This is a genomic window from Acinetobacter sp. ANC 4558 (assembly GCF_002135375.1).
Lineage (GTDB): Bacteria > Pseudomonadota > Gammaproteobacteria > Pseudomonadales > Moraxellaceae > Acinetobacter.
Genome location: NZ_NEGH01000003.1, coordinates 191,893 through 214,039 on the forward strand (window position 1 = coordinate 191,893; position 22,147 = coordinate 214,039).

20 protein-coding genes are annotated in these 22,147 nt (G+C 34.4%); 10 read left to right on the plus strand and 10 right to left on the minus strand.

All coding sequences use genetic code 11. The features are described 5' to 3' along the window. Window positions 1-154 precede the first annotated feature (154 nt). The 6 genes from B9T31_RS05475 to moaA all read left to right on the plus strand — a co-directional run bounded on the left by B9T31_RS05475 (window position 155) and on the right by moaA (window position 8,688). Complete coding sequence (locus B9T31_RS05475) at window positions 155-3,844, plus strand: nitrate reductase subunit alpha (protein ID WP_086180949.1); 3,690 nt, start codon at window positions 155-157, stop codon at window positions 3,842-3,844. A 25-nt stretch (window positions 3,845-3,869) separates the two neighbouring features. Then, window positions 3,870-5,414, plus strand: a complete 1,545-nt coding sequence (gene narH / locus B9T31_RS05480; RefSeq protein WP_086180950.1) for a nitrate reductase subunit beta — start codon at window positions 3,870-3,872, stop codon at window positions 5,412-5,414. Beyond that, window positions 5,411-6,061: a nitrate reductase molybdenum cofactor assembly chaperone gene (gene narJ / locus B9T31_RS05485; RefSeq protein WP_086180951.1), complete on the plus strand. Its 651-nt coding sequence runs from the start codon at window positions 5,411-5,413 to the stop codon at window positions 6,059-6,061. The genes narH and narJ overlap by 4 nt, the downstream gene beginning before the upstream one ends. A 10-nt stretch (window positions 6,062-6,071) precedes the next feature. Further along, window positions 6,072-6,755: a respiratory nitrate reductase subunit gamma gene (gene narI, locus B9T31_RS05490; protein ID WP_086180952.1), complete on the plus strand. Its 684-nt coding sequence runs from the start codon at window positions 6,072-6,074 to the stop codon at window positions 6,753-6,755. A gap of 97 nt (window positions 6,756-6,852) precedes the next feature. Then, a complete protein-coding gene (locus tag B9T31_RS05495) occupies window positions 6,853-7,599 on the plus strand; it encodes a HesA/MoeB/ThiF family protein (protein WP_086180953.1) in 747 nt (248 codons plus the stop codon). Window positions 7,600-7,713: 114 nt separating this feature from the next. Then, on the plus strand, window positions 7,714-8,688 hold the full coding sequence (gene moaA, locus B9T31_RS05500; protein ID WP_086180954.1) for a GTP 3',8-cyclase MoaA: 975 nt from the start codon (window positions 7,714-7,716) through the stop codon (window positions 8,686-8,688). 34 nt (window positions 8,689-8,722) lie between these two features. Here the strand turns inward: moaA and B9T31_RS05505 are convergent, their stop codons facing one another. The 8 genes from B9T31_RS05505 to B9T31_RS05540 are packed head-to-tail and all read right to left on the minus strand — an operon-like array spanning window position 8,723 to window position 13,983. Further along, window positions 8,723-9,427: a sulfate/molybdate ABC transporter ATP-binding protein gene (locus B9T31_RS05505; protein WP_213033224.1), complete on the minus strand. Its 705-nt coding sequence runs from the start codon at window positions 9,425-9,427 to the stop codon at window positions 8,723-8,725. A 1-nt stretch (window position 9,428) separates the two neighbouring features. After that, window positions 9,429-10,112: a molybdate ABC transporter permease subunit gene (modB, locus tag B9T31_RS05510; RefSeq protein WP_228145983.1), complete on the minus strand. Its 684-nt coding sequence runs from the start codon at window positions 10,110-10,112 to the stop codon at window positions 9,429-9,431. A gap of 6 nt (window positions 10,113-10,118) precedes the next feature. Further along, window positions 10,119-10,862 carry a molybdate ABC transporter substrate-binding protein gene (modA, locus tag B9T31_RS05515; RefSeq protein ID WP_086180955.1) on the minus strand — a complete coding sequence of 248 codons (744 nt, stop codon included), beginning with the start codon at window positions 10,860-10,862 and terminating at the stop codon, window positions 10,119-10,121. A gap of 17 nt (window positions 10,863-10,879) precedes the next feature. Then, complete coding sequence (gene mog / locus B9T31_RS05520; protein WP_086180956.1) at window positions 10,880-11,452, minus strand: molybdopterin adenylyltransferase; 573 nt, start codon at window positions 11,450-11,452, stop codon at window positions 10,880-10,882. Window positions 11,453-11,461: 9 nt separating this feature from the next. Next, window positions 11,462-12,670, minus strand: coding sequence for a molybdopterin molybdotransferase MoeA (locus tag B9T31_RS05525; RefSeq protein ID WP_086180957.1), 1,209 nt, complete (start codon window positions 12,668-12,670; stop codon window positions 11,462-11,464). Beyond that, window positions 12,671-13,279 carry a molybdenum cofactor guanylyltransferase gene (gene mobA / locus B9T31_RS05530; protein WP_086180958.1) on the minus strand — a complete coding sequence of 203 codons (609 nt, stop codon included), beginning with the start codon at window positions 13,277-13,279 and terminating at the stop codon, window positions 12,671-12,673. After that, a complete protein-coding gene (locus B9T31_RS05535) occupies window positions 13,267-13,728 on the minus strand; it encodes a molybdenum cofactor biosynthesis protein MoaE (protein WP_086180959.1) in 462 nt (153 codons plus the stop codon). The genes mobA and B9T31_RS05535 overlap by 13 nt, the downstream gene beginning before the upstream one ends. 3 nt (window positions 13,729-13,731) lie before the next feature. Then, window positions 13,732-13,983 (minus strand): MoaD/ThiS family protein, encoded by a 252-nt coding sequence (locus B9T31_RS05540; protein WP_086180960.1) that lies wholly within the window; start codon window positions 13,981-13,983, stop codon window positions 13,732-13,734. A 129-nt stretch (window positions 13,984-14,112) separates the two neighbouring features. Between B9T31_RS05540 and moaC the strand changes: the two genes are divergently transcribed. From moaC to B9T31_RS05555, 3 genes are read left to right on the plus strand one after another with little or no spacing between them, the layout of a single operon-like run. Then, window positions 14,113-14,598: a cyclic pyranopterin monophosphate synthase MoaC gene (gene moaC / locus B9T31_RS05545; RefSeq protein ID WP_086180961.1), complete on the plus strand. Its 486-nt coding sequence runs from the start codon at window positions 14,113-14,115 to the stop codon at window positions 14,596-14,598. A gap of 2 nt (window positions 14,599-14,600) precedes the next feature. Beyond that, complete coding sequence (locus tag B9T31_RS05550; protein ID WP_139840900.1) at window positions 14,601-16,502, plus strand: histidine kinase; 1,902 nt, start codon at window positions 14,601-14,603, stop codon at window positions 16,500-16,502. An 11-nt stretch (window positions 16,503-16,513) separates the two neighbouring features. Further along, complete coding sequence (locus B9T31_RS05555) at window positions 16,514-17,170, plus strand: response regulator (protein ID WP_086180963.1); 657 nt, start codon at window positions 16,514-16,516, stop codon at window positions 17,168-17,170. 88 nt (window positions 17,171-17,258) lie between these two features. On the opposite strand, the gene B9T31_RS05560 is transcribed toward B9T31_RS05555, so the two are convergent. Continuing rightward, window positions 17,259-19,481 carry a TonB-dependent siderophore receptor gene (locus B9T31_RS05560; protein ID WP_086180964.1) on the minus strand — a complete coding sequence of 741 codons (2,223 nt, stop codon included), beginning with the start codon at window positions 19,479-19,481 and terminating at the stop codon, window positions 17,259-17,261. A gap of 513 nt (window positions 19,482-19,994) precedes the next feature. After that, window positions 19,995-20,258 carry a SemiSWEET family transporter gene (locus B9T31_RS05565; protein ID WP_086180965.1) on the minus strand — a complete coding sequence of 88 codons (264 nt, stop codon included), beginning with the start codon at window positions 20,256-20,258 and terminating at the stop codon, window positions 19,995-19,997. 233 nt (window positions 20,259-20,491) lie between these two features. Between B9T31_RS05565 and B9T31_RS05570 the strand changes: the two genes are divergently transcribed. Next, the gene (locus B9T31_RS05570; protein ID WP_086180966.1) at window positions 20,492-22,093 is read left to right on the plus strand and encodes a histidine-type phosphatase; all 1,602 of its coding nucleotides are present in this window, start codon (window positions 20,492-20,494) and stop codon (window positions 22,091-22,093) included. The last annotated feature ends 54 nt before the right edge of the window (window positions 22,094-22,147 follow it).

A 22,147-nucleotide genomic window follows, 5' to 3' on the forward strand; every position in this document is an offset into this window, starting at 1 on the left:
CGTACTTTTAGATCTAAATTAATTAATTTAATCCCCCCCAAAAGGATTAGTCCAATTCAAGATATTCAGTACCTCTGACCAATAGTGACCATTCTCTTCAATTTGTAAAATCAAGATCAGTATTATTACATAGCCGTGTTAGACGGAGATCTTTATGAGTCATTTTTTAGATCGGTTAAATTTTTTAAACCGAACCACTGAAACTTATTCAAATCACCATGGAAGTGTTACTAATGAAAGTCGTGATTGGGAAAATGCTTATCGAAGTCGTTGGAGTCATGACAAAGTTGTTCGCTCTACACATGGTGTGAACTGTACAGGATCATGTAGTTGGAAAGTTTTTGTTAAGAATGGTTTAATCACTTGGGAATTACAACAAACCGATTACCCCCGAACACGCCCAGATTTGCCAAATCATGAACCGCGTGGTTGCCCACGTGGCGCTTCTTATAGTTGGTATGTTTATTCAGCACAGCGCGTAAAATATCCAATGTTACGTGGTCATTTGGCTAAAGTTTGGCGTGACCTCCGTAAAACAAAAAATCCGATAGAAGCATGGCAATACATTACAAATACACCAGAAATTGCCAAGTCTTATAAATCCAAGCGCGGTCTTGGTGGTTTTGTTCGAAGCAACTGGAATGAAGCCTATGAAATTATTGCGGCAGCAAATGCCTATACAATTAAAAATTATGGTCCAGATCGAATTTTAGGTTTTTCTCCCATTCCCGCAATGTCAATGGTAAGTTATGCTGCTGGTGCACGCTATTTAAGTTTAATTGGTGGTGCTTCTTTATCTTTTTATGATTGGTATTGTGACCTCCCTCCTTCTAGCCCACAAATTTGGGGAGAACAAACAGACGTTGCTGAATCTGCAGATTGGTATAACTCGACCTTTTTAATGGTTTGGGGCTCAAACGTTCCAATGACACGTACACCAGATGCACATTTTTATACAGAAGTGCGTTATAAGGGAACTAAAACTGTTGCTATTTCTGCAGATTACGGCGAAATGGTTAAGTTCTCAGATATATGGCTTGCACCAAAGCAAGGTACAGATGCTGCTTTAGCAATGGCTATGGGACATGTCATCTTAAAAGAGTTTCATTTAGAAAAACCATCAGATTACTTCCAAGACTACTGTCGTCGTTTAACGGATCTTCCTGTACTGGTGACTATAAAAGAAAAAGAGGGTCAATACACACCAAGTTATTATTTACGCGCTAGCCAACTCAATGATCAATTTAATGAACAAAATAATCCTGAATGGAAAACTTTAATTATCGATGAAAAAACTGGCGAACTCGCTGCACCGAAAGGTTCTGTAGGTTTCCGTTGGGGTGAACACGGTAAGTGGAACTTAAAAGCTGAAAATAGTACAAGCCAAGCAGTAAAAGCTCAACTCAGTTTGATAGAACATCATGATGAAGTTATTGATATCGCATTTGACTATTTTGGTGGTCAAGATGCAAATGATGTCATGTTACGTAAAGTTCCTGTTAAGAAAATTCAACTTGCTGATGGATCAACGTGTTATATCGCAACAGTTTTTGATTTATCTGTTGCTAACTATGGTATTGATCGTGGTTTGGGCGGTGAAAATGTTGCTGCACGTTATGAAGATGATGTGCCCTACACTCCAAAATGGCAAGAAAAACATACGGGTGTTCCTGCCGATAAAGTCATTCAAGTCGCTCGTGAATTTGCACAAAATGCACATGATTCACATGGTAAATCTATGGTGATTGTTGGTGCTGGATTGAATCACTGGTACCACATGGACATGTCATATCGTGGCATTATTAATATGCTGATGATGTGTGGATGTATTGGGCAATCTGGCGGTGGTTGGTGTCATTATGTCGGACAAGAAAAGTTACGTCCACAAACTGGATGGGCACCACTTGCCTTTGCACTTGATTGGCAACGCCCATCTCGCCAAATGAATGGAACATCATTCTTTTATGCACATACAAGTCAATGGCGTCATGAAAAATTGGGAATGGATGAAATATTGGCTCCAACTCAAGGTCATGAATTAAGCAACATGTCGATGATTGATTATAATACAAAAGCTGAGCGCATGGGATGGTTACCTTCTGCGCCAGAGCTTTCTGTTAATCCACTCCAGATTACGCAAAATGCGAAAACACTTGGGCAAAATCCCATCGAATATACAGTCAATGGTCTGAAAAATGGCACCATTGATATGGCATGTAATGATCCAGACAATCCTGCAAATTTCCCACGTAACTTATTCGTCTGGCGATCTAATATTTTAGGCTCATCAGGTAAAGGTCATGAATATTTCTTAAAATATTTACTGGGTACACAAAATGCTGTAATGAGCGATGAAAATGAATGTATCAAACCAAAAGAAATTAAAGTTCGCCCTGCCGTTGAAGGTAAATTAGATTTACTTACTGTTCTCGATTTCCGTATGTCTACAACATGTTTATATGCAGATATCGTTTTACCAACCGCAACTTGGTATGAAAAAGATGATTTAAATACTTCAGATATGCATCCATTCATTCATCCCCTAAGTGAAGCTGTACAACCACTGTGGGAAAGTAAAACGGACTGGGAAATTTATAAAGGCTTAGCGAAAAAATTCTCTGAAATGAGCAAACATTATCTTGGGACTCAACAAGATATTGTATTAACACCTTTAATGCATGACAGCCCACAAGAACTTGGTCAACCTTTTGATGCCAAAGATTGGAAAAAAGGTGAATGTGATCCAATACCAGGCAAAACAATGCCAGCGATGACGCTAGTTGAACGTAATTATGGTGAAATTTATCAGAAATTTACGTCAGTGGGACCATTGCTTGAAAAGTTAGGAAATGGGGGGAAAGGAATCAGCTGGGATACAAAACATGAAATTGAAATTTTAAGAGGCATTAACCAAGTCCATAAAGAAGGAATTGCTCAAGGGCAACCTAAACTGAATACTGCAATTGATGCTGCGGAAATGATTTTAACATTAGCGCCAGAAACCAATGGTCATGTTGCAGTTAAAGCATGGGGTGCCTTATCAAAAAATACGGGGATTGATCATACCTATTTAGCAACGCCACGTGAACATGATTCGATTCGTTTTCGTGATGTACAAGCGCAGCCACGTAAAATTATATCTTCACCAACTTGGTCTGGTTTAGAAAGTGAAGAAGTGAGTTATAACGCAGGTTATACCAACGTTCATGAGCTTATACCTTGGAGAACATTAACTGGTCGTCAGCAATTCTATCAAGATCATCAATGGATGAGAGCTTTTGGTGAAGGTTTCTGCGTTTACAAACCAGCAGTTGATTTAAAAACGACGGCGAAAATGCTAGGTGAACACGCAAATGGTGAAACTGAAATAGTTTTGAACTTTATTACCCCACATCAGAAATGGGGAATCCATAGTACCTATTCTGACAATTTAAGAATGCTCAGTTTATCACGTGGTGGACCACATGTTTGGATCTCTGAAGTAGATGCCCAAAAAGCGGGTCTTATCGATAATGATTGGGTTGAAGTCTTTAACGTCAATGGAACACTCACTGCTCGTGTTGTGGTCAGCCAACGTGTTCCTGAAACGATGATTCTGATGTATCACGCACAAGAAAAGATTATTAATGTTCCTGGTGCAGAAGTTTCTAAAAAGCGTGGTGGTATTCATAACTCAGTGACCAAAACCGTATTAAAACCAACGCATATGATTGGTGGTTATGCACAATTATCTTGGGGTTTTAACTACTACGGTACCGTTGGAACAAACCGCGATGAATTTGTAATTGTACGCAAAATGAAACATGTAGATTGGCTAGATACACCCGCTGAACAAGTGAAATAAATGGCGAAGGTATAAGGAAAATAAGATGAAAATTAGAGCACAAATTGGTATGGTGCTAAACCTTGATAAATGTATTGGTTGCCATACTTGTTCAATTACATGTAAAAACGTTTGGACCAGTCGCGATGGTATTGAATATGCTTGGTTCAATAACGTAGAAACTAAACCAGGTATTGGTTACCCCAAACAATGGGAAAATCAAAATATTCATAAAGGAGGATGGGTTCGTAAAAAAAATGGTAAGTTGGAATTAAAACAAGGCAGTAAACTAAAAATATTATCAAATATATTTTCGAACCCAAACTTACCAAGTATTGACCAATACTACGAACCTTTTACTTATGATTATGAGCATTTACAAAATGCTCCCGAAATGAAAACACCGCCAACAGCAAGACCTGTCTCTGTATTAACAGGGAAAAAAATGGATAAAATCCATTGGGGACCAAACTGGGAAGATGATTTAGGGGGTGAGTTTCATCAGCGTTCTAAAGACCAGCTCTTTGAAGGTATTCAAAAAGAAATGTATTCTACTTTTGAAAATACCTTCATGATGTATCTACCTCGTTTATGTGAGCATTGTTTAAATCCTGCGTGTGTTGCATCTTGTCCTTCAGGTTCAATTTATAAGCGTGAAGAAGATGGTGTTGTTTTGATTGATCAAGATAAATGCCGCGGATGGAGAATGTGTATTTCAGGTTGTCCATACAAAAAAATTTACTATAACTGGACCAGTGGTAAAGCTGAAAAATGCATTTTTTGCTATCCACGCATAGAGGCAGGACAACCGACAGTTTGTTCAGAAAGCTGTGTAGGGCGAATTCGTTACTTAGGTGTCTTGTTATATGATGCCGATAAAATTGAACAGGCTGCTTCAGTTTCAAATGAACAAGATTTATATCAGTCACAACTCGATTTATTCTTAGATCCAAACGATCCAATTGTTCAAGCAGAAGCACTCAAACAAGGTATTCCTCAAGCATGGATTGATGCTGCGAAAAATTCACCTATTTATCGCATGGCAATTGAATGGAAAGTAGCATTTCCATTACATCCAGAATATCGAACTTTACCAATGGTTTGGTATATTCCACCTCTATCCCCGATTCAATCTGCAATTGAAAGTGGTGTCATTGGAAAACATGGACTTATTCCAGAAGTTAAAGATTTACGAATCCCATTACAATATCTTGCGAACTTACTCACAGCGGGTAAAGAAGAACCTGTATTACAAGCACTTGAAACAATGCTCACAATGCGCCGTTATATGCGTCAAAAACATGTTCCGCAAACAAATATTAGCATGACTGAAATATTACAAAGCACGCATTTATCCAGTCAGCAAATTGAAGAAATGTATCAAATTATGGCCATTGCTAACTATGAAGATCGCTTTGTAATTCCAAGCTCTCATAAAGAATATGCCGAAGATACTTTTATGGATAAAGGCGCTTGTGGCTTTAGTTTTGGTAATGGCTGCTCAGATGGAACATCTTCTGCCAGTTTATTTGGACAACGTAAAGCATCACCCACAGTGTTCTTTAGCACACGTGGAGGAGGAAAATCATGAATCCATTTAAACTTTCTTCTGCATTACTGAGCTATCCGAGTGTAGATTTACAAGATGCTATTATTACAGATATTAATAAAGAACTAAAAAAATGGCCAAAATGGTTTGATCTTTTATCCTCTTTATTACAACACTTGTGCGCAACAGATTTAATCACACTACAAGAAAATTATGTTGCAACATTTGATCGAACTCCAAACCATTCTTTACATTTATTCGAACATTTACACGGCGAAAATCGTGATCGTGGTGAAGCGATGGTAAATCTACTCCATGAATATCAAGCACAAGGTTTCGAACCACAAGGTTTCGAATTACCAGATTATTTACCATTATTTTTAGAGTTTTTATCACTACAAACTGAGCAACAAGCAAGCCAACTTCTAGCTGAAGCGATTCATGTGATCGCATACATTGGTGAAAATTTAAGTAAAAATGATTCATTATATTCCAGTGTTATTGACCTACTGATTCATTTGTCACCAATAGAACCACAAGAGTTAAAAGTAGCACCAATTCGAGATATGGATGAAGCCTTAGAAACATTTGGCCCACTAATGGATGGAACAGAACCTCTCTTAAATAAAAAACCAAGTGATATACAAATTATCCAAATTCAACCTCGTTCAAAGCAATTGAATGTATAGGAGCAATATGATGAGTTATTTAAATCAATTTATTTTTGGTATTTATCCTTATATTGCGTTGTCGATTTTCTTTCTTGGAAGTTTTATTCGCTTTGATCGCGAGCAATATAGCTGGAAAACTGAATCTAGCCAATTACTCCACAGAGGACAACTTCGCTTAGGAAATATTTTATTTCATATCGGTATTCTTGGGTTATTCTTTGGACATTTAGTCGGTTTACTTACACCAATTGCATTTTGGGATTATATCGGCGTAACACATAGTCAAAAACAAATATTTGCCATGATTGCTGGTGGGGTTATGGGACTTATATGTTTATGTGGTTTATTCATTCTGATCATTCGCCGCTTAAGCTCAGATCGTTTGAGTGCAAATACAACTTGGCGTGATAAGTTAGTCTTAATCTGGATATTAATTACGCTGTTACTCGGATTATCGACCATTAGTATATCTGCACAGCATACAGATGGTGAGGAAATGGTTGCACTGATGACTTGGGTACAACACATTGTGACATTTAAAGGTGATGCAGCAAGCTATATTCTACCTGCGAACTGGCTGTTTAAGATTCATGTATTTATGGGAATGACCTTATTTGTAATTTTCCCATTCACTCGATTGGTTCATATTTGGAGTGGATTTGGTATTTTGAGTTACTTACGCCGTACGCCACAATTAGTCCGTCGTCGTTAATTTAACAACCCAATGGGCATCTATCTTATAAATAGATTAAATATAATGATAGGAACCCATTGTCGTCTTCATCAAAATAACTACAGTATCTTGCCTTATGAATGAAAATGAATTACTCCGTTATAGTCGACATATTTTTCTAGATGAAATCGACTTAGAAGGTCAAGAAAAACTACAACACGCGACTGTGATGGTAATTGGATGTGGTGGTTTAGGGAATGCATGCATTCCTATTTTAGCTGGTGCAGGCATTGGACATTTAATTCTTTGTGATCATGATATGATCGATTATAGTAATTTACAAAGGCAATTTACATTTACTGCAAAAGATGTTCAACAATCTAAAGTTGATGTTTTAACGCATTATTTATTACAACGGAATGAAAATATCAAAATTACTGCAATCAATTCTTGTATTGATACGAATTTGCTGGCTCAATATGCGCCACAAAGCGATGTCATTGTTGACTGTACAGACAATTCAAAAACCAGACATTTAATTAATGCTGCAGCAGTTCAATATCATATTCCGTTAGTCAGTGCATCAGTCATTCAATTTAGTGGTCAATTGGCCGTCTTTGACCATAATCAGCCCCATTCTCCTTGTTATGCCTGTATGTTTCCACAGTTAGAAACTGAAGATAAAAGCTGTTCACAAAATGGGGTCTTTTCTGCACTTGTACATCAAATTGGCGCCGCTCAAGCAGCGGAAGTTATGAAGCTTATTATCGGATTTGGCTTCTCTTCCATAGGAAAATTCGTACAATTTGAGGGGCTTAATTTCTCAACCTATGATTTAGTATTAGAGAAAAATCCTAACTGTCCTGTTTGTCGTCTTCACTAATTACTCAATTAATATCTAAGCCTTTATAACTAGATAAATCCTCCTTTTGATGAAAAGAATTTGAACGATACAAAACGTATAATTTTTATAAAATTCCTAAAATAGAGGCAAGTTATGCTACAAGATACTTATGGACGCACCGTAGATTATTTACGTATTTCCATTACTGATCGTTGTGACTTACGTTGTACGTATTGTATCCCTAAAGGATTTACAGAGTTTGAAAAACCTTCACACTGGTTGAATTTTGACGAAATTGAACGTATTGTTCGACAATTTGCATTGCTGGGAACACGCCGTTTTCGACTTACTGGCGGTGAACCTTTGTTACGTAAAAATATCGTCCAACTAGTACAACGTTTAAAATCAATTTATGGAGTTGAAGATTTATCTTTAAGTACAAATGCAACACAATTAGAAAATTATGCAGATGACTTAAGACAAGCTGGTTTAGATCGTTTAAACATTAGCTTAGATTCTCTTTCACAAGATAATTTATATAAAATAGTGGGAACAGATGTTCAAGCAAAAATAATGAAAGGTCTAAAAGCAGCGAAAAATGCAGGTTTTGAAAAAACAAAAATTAATATGGTGGTATTGACTGGGATCAATGAACATGAAATTGAAAAAATGGTCGCATTCTGTATTCAAAATGAATTTATACTTCGCTTAATTGAACTTATGCCAATGGGAGCTACTGCCCAAAATCATCAATATTTCAATTTACAGCCTGTAATTGAAAGATTAAGTAAAACTTTTCAATTACAACCCACTGAAAAAAAATATGGTGGTGGGCCAGCACGATATTGGCAAAATCAAGAAGGTACATTTTTAATGGGATATATCACGCCATTATCTCAGCATTTTTGCCAAAGCTGTAATCGCGTTCGTATGTCGGTTGATGGTACTTTATATATGTGTCTAGGTCATGAACACCAATATTCTCTCGCCCCATTGCTTAAAAATAATGTCAATGATCTTGAATTACAACGCGCAATTCAACATGCTGTCCAATTAAAACCATTCCAACATGAATTTATAGAAAAACCTAAAAAACTTATTCGAGTCATGTCCATGACAGGAGGATAATCTATTTTTCTAATTGATTTATTCTTATCGGGTTTTATTTGCTTAAAACGCCCTGCTGCATTGTCCACAATTCATCTGCAAAATAATCAGCGTCATCAATATCATGTGTCACTAAAATCATGGGAATATTATGCTGTTCGACAATCCATTTGACCCATTGTCTCATTTCAGCACGTAAATGTTGATCTAAAGCAGAAAATGGCTCATCTAATAATAAAAGATTAGGTTCCGCAGCTAAAGCCCTCGCCAACCCTACACGCTGTTTTTGACCACCGGATAATTGCTGTGGATAGCTTAATGAAAAATTAGATAAATCAACTAAATCCAACCATTTTTCAGCAATTTTTACCGCTTTATTTTTTCTTAGACTAAAAATTGATCTTGTGCTTGCTAAAGCAATATTTTGTGCAACGGTTAAATGGGGAAATAAAGCAAACTCCTGAAATAAATATGATATTTTTCTACTTTTTATCGGCATATTAATCTTGTTTTGTATATCTAAAAATGTTTGATCCTGAAAATGAATGTATCCTTCATCAATTGAGAGTAATCCAGCTAAGCTTTTTAAAAATAATGTTTTTCCTGAACCTGATGCTCCCATAATCACAATTGACTTCGCATTCGATATCAATTGGCAATTCAATAAATCAAGAGGTTGTGACGATCTTTTACGTAACGCAATTTGATAAAGATATTCGAACTCAACTGACATATTGATGATCTTTGGTGATTTATTCATTTTATTGTTTCCAATGGCGTTGATTGAGTATTTTTACTAACCATAGAATCGCGATACAAACGATCGAAATAATGACGACTAAAGCAATCGCCAGTTGATCATCTCCTGCCTGTACAGCTTCCCAAATACTAATAGAAATCGTTTGAGTTTTACCTGGAATATTTCCTGCAATCATTAATGTCGCACCAAACTCACCTAGACTACGTGCAAATCCTAATAATAATCCCGCAAGTACAGACTCCCATGCCATAGGTGAAATAATAATCACTAAGCGTTGCCACTCACTTAAACCAATGACTTTTGATGAATCTAAAATAACTTGAGGAATTTGTTCAAATGAAGCTTGAATAGGTTTCAATACCAATGGAAATGTCACGACAGCAGCCGCAATAATTGCACCTTTTAAGGTAAAAATCAGTTGAATGCCTAAAGAAGATAGCCAATCTCCAAAAACACTTTGACTACCAAAACAAACCAATAAATAATAGCCAAGTACCGTTGGTGGTAAAACCATAGGTAAAGTTAAAAAACTCTCAAATAAACTGGTCCATCGATTTTTAAATTTAAATAAAAATGCAGCACATAACACAGCACAGATAAAATTAATCAATGTCGCAAAAAATGCAACTTGTAATGAAAGCCACAGTGCTATTGCGATGGGTTGTATTTGATCAATCCACATCATAATAATTTAAAATCTAAAACCATAGTGTTGTAGAACGTTCTGTCCTGCTTCACTTTTCACGTATTGAATAAAATAATTAGATTCAGGAATATGCTGTGTTTTAGTCGTCGCTGCAATTGGATATTGAATCGGTTGTAAAGTTGGAATATTCATTACAATTTTTACTTTATTTATCTGGTTCAGCACATCTGAAGAAAAAACAAATCCAACCTGTGCCTCACCACGTGCAACATAATCTAAAGCATGACGCACATTTTGAGTCTTAATTAATTTCTTTTGAATTGTAGCCCATAAATTTTGTTGTTTTAATACGGCTTGTGCATAACGTCCAGCAGGCGTATACGCAGGATTCCCTATTGCAATATGTTTCACTTGTTCTTGCTTTAAAATCCTCAAGTCATTTATTTGAATTTTACTATTCTTTGGTGCAATCAGGACCAATTGGTTGGATGTAAAATTAATTCGAGTTTTAGTTTGAATTAAGCCAAATGTATGTGCTTCATTCATGGTTTGCTGATCTGCTGTAGCCAAAACATCAATAGGCGCACCATGCCGTAATTGTTGCAATAAGGTTCCTGATGAAGCAAATGTTAAATTTACTTTAGTTTTTGGATATTTCTTTTCAAAATCTTGCGCAATAACCTTAAAAGCATCAGTTAAACTTGATGCGGCTGCAACCGTAATTTCTGCCGAAAAAACCGATGTTTGCCAAAATAGAAAAGCCCACACTAATATTATTTTTTTATACATCGCGGTGCTCCATAAAATTAATCAAAATTCTTTGGCCTAAATGTTTCAGAAATTTGATGATTTGTTTCAATATATGGTCCACCAATTGCATCAATACACAGAGGAACTGCTGCAAAAATACCATGAACTTTAATCTGTCCATCTTCGGTTTTGACACCAGATAAAGTTTCCGCAATAGCTTTAGGTCGCCCAGGCAAATTTAAAATCAAACTATTACCTCGAATGACCCCAACCTGACGAGACAAAATCGCGGTAGGTACAAAATGTAAGCTCACTTGACGCATTTGCTCACCAAACCCTGAAATAATACGATCAGCAATATTTAATGTTGCATCTGGAGTAACATCCCTTGGATAGGGTCCTGTGCCACCAGTGGTTAAAATTAAATCACACTTTTGAATATCAACTAAATCAATTAAAACTTGCTCAATTAATTCTTGCTCATCTGGAATTAATTTTTCTATACAATGAAATGGATTTTTTAAAGCCATCGTTAACCATTCTCTGAGTGCAGGAATTCCTTGATCTTGATATATGCCATTGAATGCACGATCGCTTACAGACACTAAACCAATTTTTACTGTTTCCATTACAACCTCTTAAATTAAATCTAAATAGATCACTTGAATATTTTGACCATATTCGATTACTTCATTTGCAGGAACTATCGCTAATACATTGCTATTCACACAATTGACAAGCATCGAACTACTTTGGAGTGGATGAATTTTTACGTGCAACTGACATTCTTCTATTATTAAATTTCCACGTAAGAACTGCAGTCGACTTTGAACTTTCTGAATTTCAAACGCTGCTTTTGCTTGTATACGCTTCGGTATCGCATACGCTTGATTAATACCTGCTAAAATTTTTAATGCAGGTAAAACTAGAACAAAATAAGTCACCCAGCAAGCAACTGGATTTCCAGGTAGTACAAAAACTTTTGTATTATTAATTTTTCCCCATGCAAAGGGTTTTCCCGGTTTAATTGCTATTTTCCAATGATGTATTTCACCTAATTCTTCAAGAACTTTCTTGGTATAGTCTTTATCTCCAACAGATGCACCACCAGAGATTAAAACAACATCACTGGTTTTTTCAGCATTCATCAATTGATCCTGAATTGTGTTTTCATCATCTGGTAATATTCCCCCATCGCTATATTGAATAAAGGGATTATTTTTTAATAAGCTTAACAACATTGCACGATTACTATCATAAATTTGATTTTCTTGTAATTCTTGATCTAATGTTTGAAGTTCATTACCACTGGAATAAACAGTCACTTTTAATTGTTGATAACATAATATTTTGGTTATCCCTTGACTTGCAATTACACCAATCTGCGTTGCACTAATACATTGATTTTTATTTATTAAAACTTCATTTTTAGCATATTCTTCAGCCTGAAATCGAATATGTTGATTTGCCTTAATCGACGCTAAGCAAATTATTGTATTATTAACAATATTAACATTTTCTTGCGCAATTACCGCTTCTGTACCCACTGGGATCGCGGCTCCTGTAAAAACTCTCACTGCTTCGCCAGCCTTCATTTGTATATGCTGAGTTGAGTCACCTGCTGCAACATAATCAGTGAGTGTCCAATGCTGTTCATTGAGTCCACAAATTGCATAACCATCCATTGCACTATTGTCAAAAATTGGAGAATTAAATTGTGCAATAATTGGTTGGGCTAAAACCCTTCCTAACACCTGTTCAATAGGAACAAGCTCTGTTTTTTGGGTTGCGCTGAGTTGTTGAATTAATTTATCAAATGCATGTTCATAGGAAATTAATGTCATCATTCATCTCTTATTTTTCATATATTGATTTAGTGTATTAAGGTCATTTATATTGATAAAATTTTCATTTTCTTCAAAATTTACTGCAATTGCATCAATTTCAATGAGCCACTGCCGAATACTACGTTTATTTGATGCAATTAAATATTCAGATAACTGCAACAATGCAGAACGTTTAAATTGAAAAATAACGGGATAAATTTGTGATTCAGTTTTTGCATAAACAGCTAAGGCATGAGTTGTTAGAAGCTTTTGAGTTAAACGTTGAATAATCGTTGAATTTAAAAACGGAGAATCACAAGGAACAACTTGTATATATTCAATATGTTCAGGGAAATGAAGAACACTGCTACATACACCAGCCAACGGCCCTAAACCTTTCCAAGGTATTTGATCTATCCACACATCAACATTTTTTTTGGTATATTGCTCAACATCTTGATTTGCACTTATTGCAACATAAACACACTGTTTTTTTAAAACAGAAAGAATTGGATCAATTAAATGATCTGTACCAAATCGAACTAAACCTTTATTTTTATACCCCATTCGACTGCCTAAACCTCCAGCGAGAATTAAAGCACCTAAATGAGCATTGATTAATTGACCCATTTTTTAAATTTCTCTTGATCATAATCTTTTGCATTAACCCAACATTCATGTCCATTTTGAAAGGACTCTTTTTTCCAAAATGGTGCTGATACTTTTAAATAATCCATGATAAATTCATTCGCAGCATAGGCATCTAATCGGTGTTTACTTTGTGTCATCACCCAAACAATAGGTTCCCCAACTGCTATATTTCCAACACGATGTGCAACAACAACTGCTTCTAATAGCCATTGTTGCTGTGCCCGTTGAACAATATTTTTAATTTCTTGCTCAGTCACTTGTGGATAATGTTCAATGTATAAGTACGTAATTGATTCTGCATAATCATGCTTACGAACATAGCCCGTAAATGTTACTTGTGCGCCATAATCATGATTCAATGAATTTATAAATTTTTGATATTGTTTAATATTCAAAGTATCATTTTCAATTTGAATAAGCAGGTTCATGGATTAGCCTCCAGTTACAGGAGGTAAAATTGCAACTTCTGCGCCATCTAAAATTTCAACAACATCATGGCAAATTTTTTTTTCTACAACTATTTTGAAAATCTTTTCTGCAGCAAGTGCATTTTTCCAACGTGAATTTCTTGATCTGAGTAACTCTAATAAAGTCTCTGTTGTCCCACCATTATTCCAAGGAAGTGTTTCAGTTCGAATTCCAAGTTCAGATGCTAATGGTCCAAAATATTGAATATAAATCATACAATTTATCTCATACCAAGTATTTATTTTATAGTCTAGATCGTTAAAATAAGATCAACAATAATCACTTTGACCGATATTGCCCCCCTCTTAAGAAGAGTAAAATAATTAAAAACAAAAGGAATATATATGTCATTCAATCAACAGTTGTCACATTTTGACCAGCATGGGCAAGCTCATATGGTCAATATCGGAGAAAAAAAATTAACGAAACGTAGTGCAATTGCTGAAGGAAGTATTTTTCTTTCTGAGGCTGCTTTTGCATGTATTTTAGATGGTAATAATAAAAAGGGAGATGTACTTGGAATTGCCCGTATAGCTGCTATTCAGGCAAGTAAACAAACGTCTTTTTTAATTCCGTTATGTCATCCAATTTCGCTTACACATGTCTCTGTAGCGTTTAAATTATTTCCTAATGAGCATCGAATTATCATTCAAGTTACAACTGAGAGTGTCGGCCAAACTGGTGTAGAAATGGAAGCATTATGTGCAACTAATATTGGTTTGTTAACCATATATGACATGCTTAAAGCGATTGATAAAGAAATGAAAATTTCAAATATTCAGCTCATTTACAAAACGGGTGGTCGCTCTGGTGAATGGAGTAAAAAATAAAGTTGTTAAACATTAAAATGAACTTATTTAAACTGAATACTTTATCTCATAAACTTTTTTTCGCCATTAGTTTATGGCTTATTGGTGCGTTATTTTTTGTTGGTCTTACTTTGAATATTACGTGGAAATTAGAAGATCGAGGTATTGCAATTAATGAAGCTGGAAGTTTACGTAAGCAAGTTTATTATTTGGTCATTTTAGCTCAATCACAACAAAACACTCAACTTCATCATGAAATTAATGTTTTTGAAGAAAAAATTAAATTTCTCTCTATTTTAAATAACACACCAACAGTTTGGAACCCTTTCGAACAAGCACCATATACTAAACAAATAGAACGAATTAATCGAGAATTTAAAAAAATTAAACCGCAATTTATTGAGGCACAGAATAACCCTCAATTGCAGCATCAACTCATTCTTGAAACACCTTATTTTATAGAACAAATCAATCAGTTAGTTAAAAATATTGAATCACAAAATACACATAATATTTATGTGATGCGAATTGCTCAAATCTTATTGATGTTTATGGCTTTCGTATCTGCACTGCTATCTCTTCACTTATTAAATCGGTTAGTCATTCGCCCCTTATCAAGTATTAATGAGGGATTGCAGAAAATTACACAAGGTGATCTTAATGTCCGATTGAACTTACAAACACATGATGAATTCCATCAGGTTTCTGTTGGGTTTAATCAAATGGCAAATAGTTTAGAAAATTCATATCAAAATTTAGAACATAAAGTTCAACAGAAAACACAAGATTTAGAAAAAACCAATCATGAATTAGCAACCTTATATAGCATTACAGATCATTTACATAAAATGCCATTTGATCATCAGATGTTAGATATGTTTTTACAAAAAATGATGGATTTATCATTTGCTAAAGCTGGAAGTATTCGCCTTCTGAATCAACAAGGTTTGCAGATGTGGACTGCACATCATATAAATTTACCGCACGAATTAATCAAAAATAAAGCATGTAATGAAACAAAGTCTTGTCTTTGTGGCACTGCGCTCTGTTCAAAAAGCATTCATATTAATATCGATCTTCAAAATAAAGAATCTACAGAATTCCTATGCCGCAAATTTGGTTTGAATCATTTAATCGTATATAAAATTCATTTAAGAGAGCAAACTTTAGGACTAATGACCTTATATTTTGAAAAAAGTTCACCCGAAGCTTACTCTAATCAATCGTTAATTCAGCTTTTATGTGGTCAATTTGCAACAACCATTGAAAATAATAGATTAGTTCTAAAAGAAAAACAACTTGCTGTTTTAGAAGAAAGAAATATGATTTCACAAGGTTTGCATGACAGTATTGCACAATCATTATCATTTATGAATATGCAATTGCAAATGCTCAATCAAGCCATAAAAAAACAAGATCAGGCTCGCGTTGAAAAGCATTTAGATTTTTTAAATACAGGAATTAAACAATGCTATGACGATGTACGAGAGTTGCTGAATAATTTTCGATTAAAATTAAATCAACAATCTTTTGAAGAGGTTTTGTATTCCATTTTTGAACGTTTTAAAAAACAAACCAATATCGAAATTGAATTAAAATATCAATCTTCTAATGTCGACCTTACCCCACAGCAACATATACAATTTATTTTTATTATCCAAGAAGCACTCTCAAACGTACGAAAACATTCACATGCAAAAAAAGTTACTATTCACTTTAATAATAATACTGAAATAATTGTTTTAAGTATTCAAGATAATGGCATCGGCTTTAATTACAATAGTAAAAAACCTGAGCACGGTCATCATATTGGATTAAATATTATGCAAGAACGCATTAAACAAGTGAACGGTTCTTTTCACATAGAATCGACAATAAATCAAGGCACTTGTATTCATGTTTCTATCCAACGTCAACAGCTTTAAAGGACACGAAAATGACTATTATAAATATATTGCTCATCGATGATCACACCCTTTTTCGTACAGGATTACGCTTTTTATTAGAGCAAGAAGAAAATTTTAATGTTGTTGGTGAAGCAACCGATGGTTTAGCTGGAATAAAACTTGCTGAACAACTACGCCCTGATTTGGTTTTACTTGATCTCGATATGCCGACTATGAACGGTCGAGAAGCACTACCACAATTATTAAATAGTTACCCTAATCTTATCGTCATTCTTTTAACGGTTTCAGAAGATGCCCAAGATTTAACAGAATGTATGCGTTTAGGTGCTCGAGGCTATTTATTAAAGAATATAGAAACAAATTTTCTACTTGAAAGTATTCATAAAGCCTTGGATGGTGATAGTATTTTATCACCAGAAATGACTACAAAATTAATCTTACAATTACGTGATCCAGTAGCAGAAAAAAAAGAAGATCTTTTATCTATATTAACTTTACGTGAAAAAGAAACTTTATACTGGTTGTCCAAAGGTGCAAGCAATAAAGTGATCGCACGAAAAATGAATGTTGCAGAATCCACCGTTAAAGTGCATGTACAAAATATTTTAAGAAAGTTGGAGTTAAATAGTCGCGTACAAGCCGCTGTTTTTGCTGTTGAAAACTCATTAGATACATTTTTAAACTAGTTTTCATTATGATCTCAACGTTCATCAAAAAACCTCAACCTTTATCGTTGAGGTTTTTATTTAAATACTACATTTCAAAAATGAATCATTAAAACTTATAGTCTACGCTAAATGTAACGTTACGTGGCGCTCCCCACGCCATAGCACTAGCACCAATTCCATCATAATATTTTTTATCAAAAATATTGTTAATATTTAATTGTGTACTAATATTCTGATCAAACTTATAACCAATCATTGCATTCGCCAAGTATAAATTGCCTCGTTCAATTTTAACGTTCTCTACAGGTGTATAAATTTTGCTATAGTAATTGAGACCTGTTCCTGTAAACCAATGATCCTCTTGGTATTTAATAAAGAAATCTGCAGTGGTTCTTGAGTTTGTTGGATTTACATCTTTCTTAAAAGCATCCTTAGCACTGAAGTTTGCAACACCTAAATTGACACTCCAATTGTCATTAATTGCACCACTTATACTGAATTCCACGCCTTTACTGACTACACCCTTTGTTCCGTAATACGCATTCTCAGTCAATCCATCTACCTTAACATTTTCACCTTTCTCATTTAAAAGTAGTTGTGCCGCATTGTCTTGTTCTATTCTAAAGATCGCTAAACTTGCATTTAGGCGGTTGTCAAAAAATGCACCTTTAATCCCTGTTTCATAACTTTTTCCATCTACTGGATCAAGGAAGTTTCCATTTTTTTCTTTTCTGTTTTGTGGCTTAAAAATACTGGTATAACTGGCATACCATGAATAATCTTGAGATATGTCATAAATAATGCCCATATATGGTGTTAGTTGATTTTTAAATTCGCGATTACCAATTTTATTTTCAGATTCATATTTCCAATTTGAAATACGCAACCCTGCAATAATTCGTAACGGATCTAAAATATGAAATTTTCCAGATATATAGGCAGCAGTTTGAGTCGTTTCATTCAATGGATTTACTTTATCCATTGCTAAGTTTCCTCTAAGCCGAGTATTCATATGATTAAAATCAATGACATCCTGCCCCAATAAATCAATTAAGTTCTGTTTAGTTTTTGCAGGATCATTTGAAACAAATGTTTGTCCATACGTATTCTTTTTAAGTTCACTTTTATTCCATGAACCACCTAGAATAATTTCTTGATCCAAACCTGCAACAGTAAATGGCGCAGAAAAATAAATATCAATATTATTTTCATCTGTCCGTTTTTTATCTCTATAAACCGATGCATTTTGAATTGGTATGGTATTGGTTAATTTATCAACACGTCCAGTCGTATAATACAGAAAACTATCGGTATCATCTCTCCGATAAGCATAAGCGACATTTAAATTCACATCATTAAACAAATTATGTTTTAAATTCGCAAACAACGCTGTAGATTTGACATCCCAAAATGTCCAATCTGAACTCACTGTCAATGATCGAGCAAAATCTGTTCTTGTTCCATCTGTATAAAAGGCAGGTAGTCCGCCCCATCTCACCCCATCTCGGTTTAATTCTTGATATGAAGCTGCAAATGATAGAGATGTTTTATCTGACACATCATAGTCTACTGCACCATAAAAAACATTACGTTCTTTTGAGTAAAAGTCCATAAATGACTTTTCATCAGAATGTTTTACAAAAATACGACCACGTAAGGATGCATCATGATTCAATGGTGCAGATAAATCTACAGCACTTGAATAACTATCCCATGAACCTGCAGATGCTTGTATTTTTCCTGAAAATTCTTTTGAAATCGCTCGTTTTCGAATCATATTCAATCCCATTGCAGGGCTGCCCGCACCAACCATTAAACCATTGGCACCTTTTACAACTTCTACTCTGTCATAGATACTTAAATCTGGATCACCTGTTCCTAACGTTAGTGTACTGGGCATACCATCGATTAGATAATAATCTACCTCAAAGCCACGGGCATATGCAGATTGTCGTTCATCTGTTCGGTTGGTAGAGACTCCCGTAATATTACTCAGCAGATCTTGAAATGAATCGATATTTCGATCATCTAAATACTCACGTGTATATACCTCAACCGTTTGAGGGGTATGTCGTAAAGATAAATTTAATTTTGTGGCTGTATTTGAGTTATTGATTGTATAACTATCGGTACTCTCTGAAATTGTATTATTTTCTGCTGTTAATGTAATGGTTGGTAATTCAGAAGGTTGATCATTATTTTCAACCTGTGTAAATTTTGTTTCTTCAGCTTTTGCCTGCGACAAAGACAACATACCCAGTGATGAAATTAAAATAGCTTGGATCGCTAAATATAACGGTTTCTGTTGTTTTCTAGAGAAATAGGACATAAGCAGAGATCTAAAATATGTTAAAAAGTGGAGGAATCACTCTATCTATTCAAATAACCTCAATCTTTTTGCCATTATTCATTTTAAAAGCAATCATATTCAATTGCATATTTAAAAATTTAAGCACCAAGTTATTTGATTAATAGAGAAAACTCATGCAATAAGTTTATCACCAATAGTAATAAAAACAATAATCACTATCATTTATATAATTATTAAATTTAATTGATGGGTATTTTTTATATTTTTGTCTTATTCACAGATATAGCACATAAGCTTCTATGATTATCTTAGTTTACTGTAATGATAAATGCTGCGGGAAGTACTGGGTAATTTTTTCATTTAAGTTGCTAATTTTATTAATTTATAATTAATTAGTTCATTTTTTTATTTTAAAATTCAATCTATTGTAAGATTTCATTTTATATCACCCCAAATCAGTAAAATACTGGTTATGAATTTATATTTCTAATAAAGCTGATATAAATCATTTAACACTGCGAAATGTAAAACTTAAAATGCCGTCACTGTCGCAATGGCGCCAAAAATAATTCCAGGGCTATTGGCTGCAACTAATGGATAATCTTTACGTTTTAAACCATATATTACCCATAATGAACAATTAATTGCAGCCGCAAAAGGTTGGACTGGATTTCCTTTATAACCTGCTAAATTGTCTATGATTTGAGGAATATAAGAGACGTACATGCAAACTGAGGTAAAAGTTGCTATCCATCCAATAATGGTAATTAATCTTTCATCTTTTGCTCTTGTCATAATTATTATCCTATTCACATAAAAATTAACTATAACGTATCATGAATGATAAAATCTAATTTACAATGGTCTTATTTGATATGCTTTTTGTGAAATATATATTGATAAAATTACCAAAAACTCATTACCAGACACCGATATTTACAAATTATATATTTAAATTTAATGTGGAACTTTCATCTATTTGACATGTTCACTCACTACCCTAAGCATTTTCATTAAAATCATCTAAAATGACTGCAAAATTTTTACTTTCTCTAGGATTAATCTCATCTGCAATGCTATTAGTAGCATGTGATAATGACGATACCAGTATAACTAAAGATTCAAATAAACCAACCACCCCATTACCTGAATCCAGCTATTTACAAACAAAAGTTGCCTATCAACCTCAACAAAAATTAGAGAGCTATGAAGCTTCCCCTAAAGGTTATAATCCCGTTTTTACCGAACTTGTAGCAAGACATGGTTCACGTGGTTTATCAAGTATTAAATATGATTTAGCACTCTACAATTTATGGAAAAAAGCAAAAGAGGAAAATGCATTAACTCCTTTGGGAGAACAATTGGGCATAGATTTAGAAGCGATGATGAAAGCCAATATTTTACTTGGTTTTGGAGTCGAAGGCATTCGTCAGTATGGTTATGGAAATGAAACATCCATTGGCATTAAGGAACACCGTGGTATTGCAAATCGATTGCTACAACGCTTACCTCAATTATTTGAAAATGCGCAATTACAAGGAAAATCAATACAAATTCAAAGTTCTGGCGTAGATCGTGCTGTAGATAGTGCTAAGTTCTTTAGTCATGAACTTTTAACAAAGCAGCCTAATCTTAAAAAACTCATGACCCCAACCAGTTACACAAGCCTAAATAGCAATAGTGTACCGAGCATTGCAGATGGTGGTGTTAATCGATTTACACTTTATTTTCATCGTTTAAATAATAAAGATGATTTAACCCAGATTCAAACAGCCTTAGAAAAAAAAGTATATGATGCAAGTCTTGATTACCAGAATTTTGAAGAAAATAATGCAGATTTAGCCCAAAAGCTCAAAGAAATCTCAATAGACACGACTGCTCAAACTATAGCAAATGAAGTCTTAAGTCCATTATTTAAAGCTGATTTTATCCAAAAAATTGGACTAAATAATTATACTTTTAGCAATGTTGGCTCTTTTACCGTGACAGCACCAGATGGAACGCAAGTCACCGAAAAAGGGAAAGGTAAAAATACCATCAGTAATGCAGTTGATGCTGCTGCATATTTATATGAATTATATTCAATTACTGAAGGGATGAAAGATGAATTAGGTGCAACAGATTTCAAAAAATATATGCCTAAGCATGCTGCAAAGTTTTATGCAGAATATAATGATGCAAATGACTTTTATAGCAAAGGTCCAAGCTTTACCGCAGGAAAAGCAGTTACCTCAAATATAGCAGAAGCATTAAAGCAAGATTTATTTCAACAAATTGACCAAGTCATTTCATCAAAACAAAAAAATGCCGCTATTTTACGTTTTGCTCATGCTGAAATTATTATCCCACTCGCAACAAGTTTAGAATTGCAAGGAATGATGCAACCCTTACCACTCAATCAAACGTTCAGTTATAAAACAAGCACTTGGCGTGGTGAAGAGATTTCGCCCATGGCCGCAAATTTACAATGGGATATTTATCAAAATAATCAGGGACATACTTTAGTTAAAATGCTCTATAACGAAAAGGAAACAAGCTTTAAAGTCGATTGTAATTATGCACGTTACAAAACAAATAGTTTTTATTATGATTATTTAAAATTGAAGCAGTGCTATAACATCCAATCGTAAATGATAAGAATATACCTCATAAATTCTTCTTTATGAGGTATATATAAGTTTAGT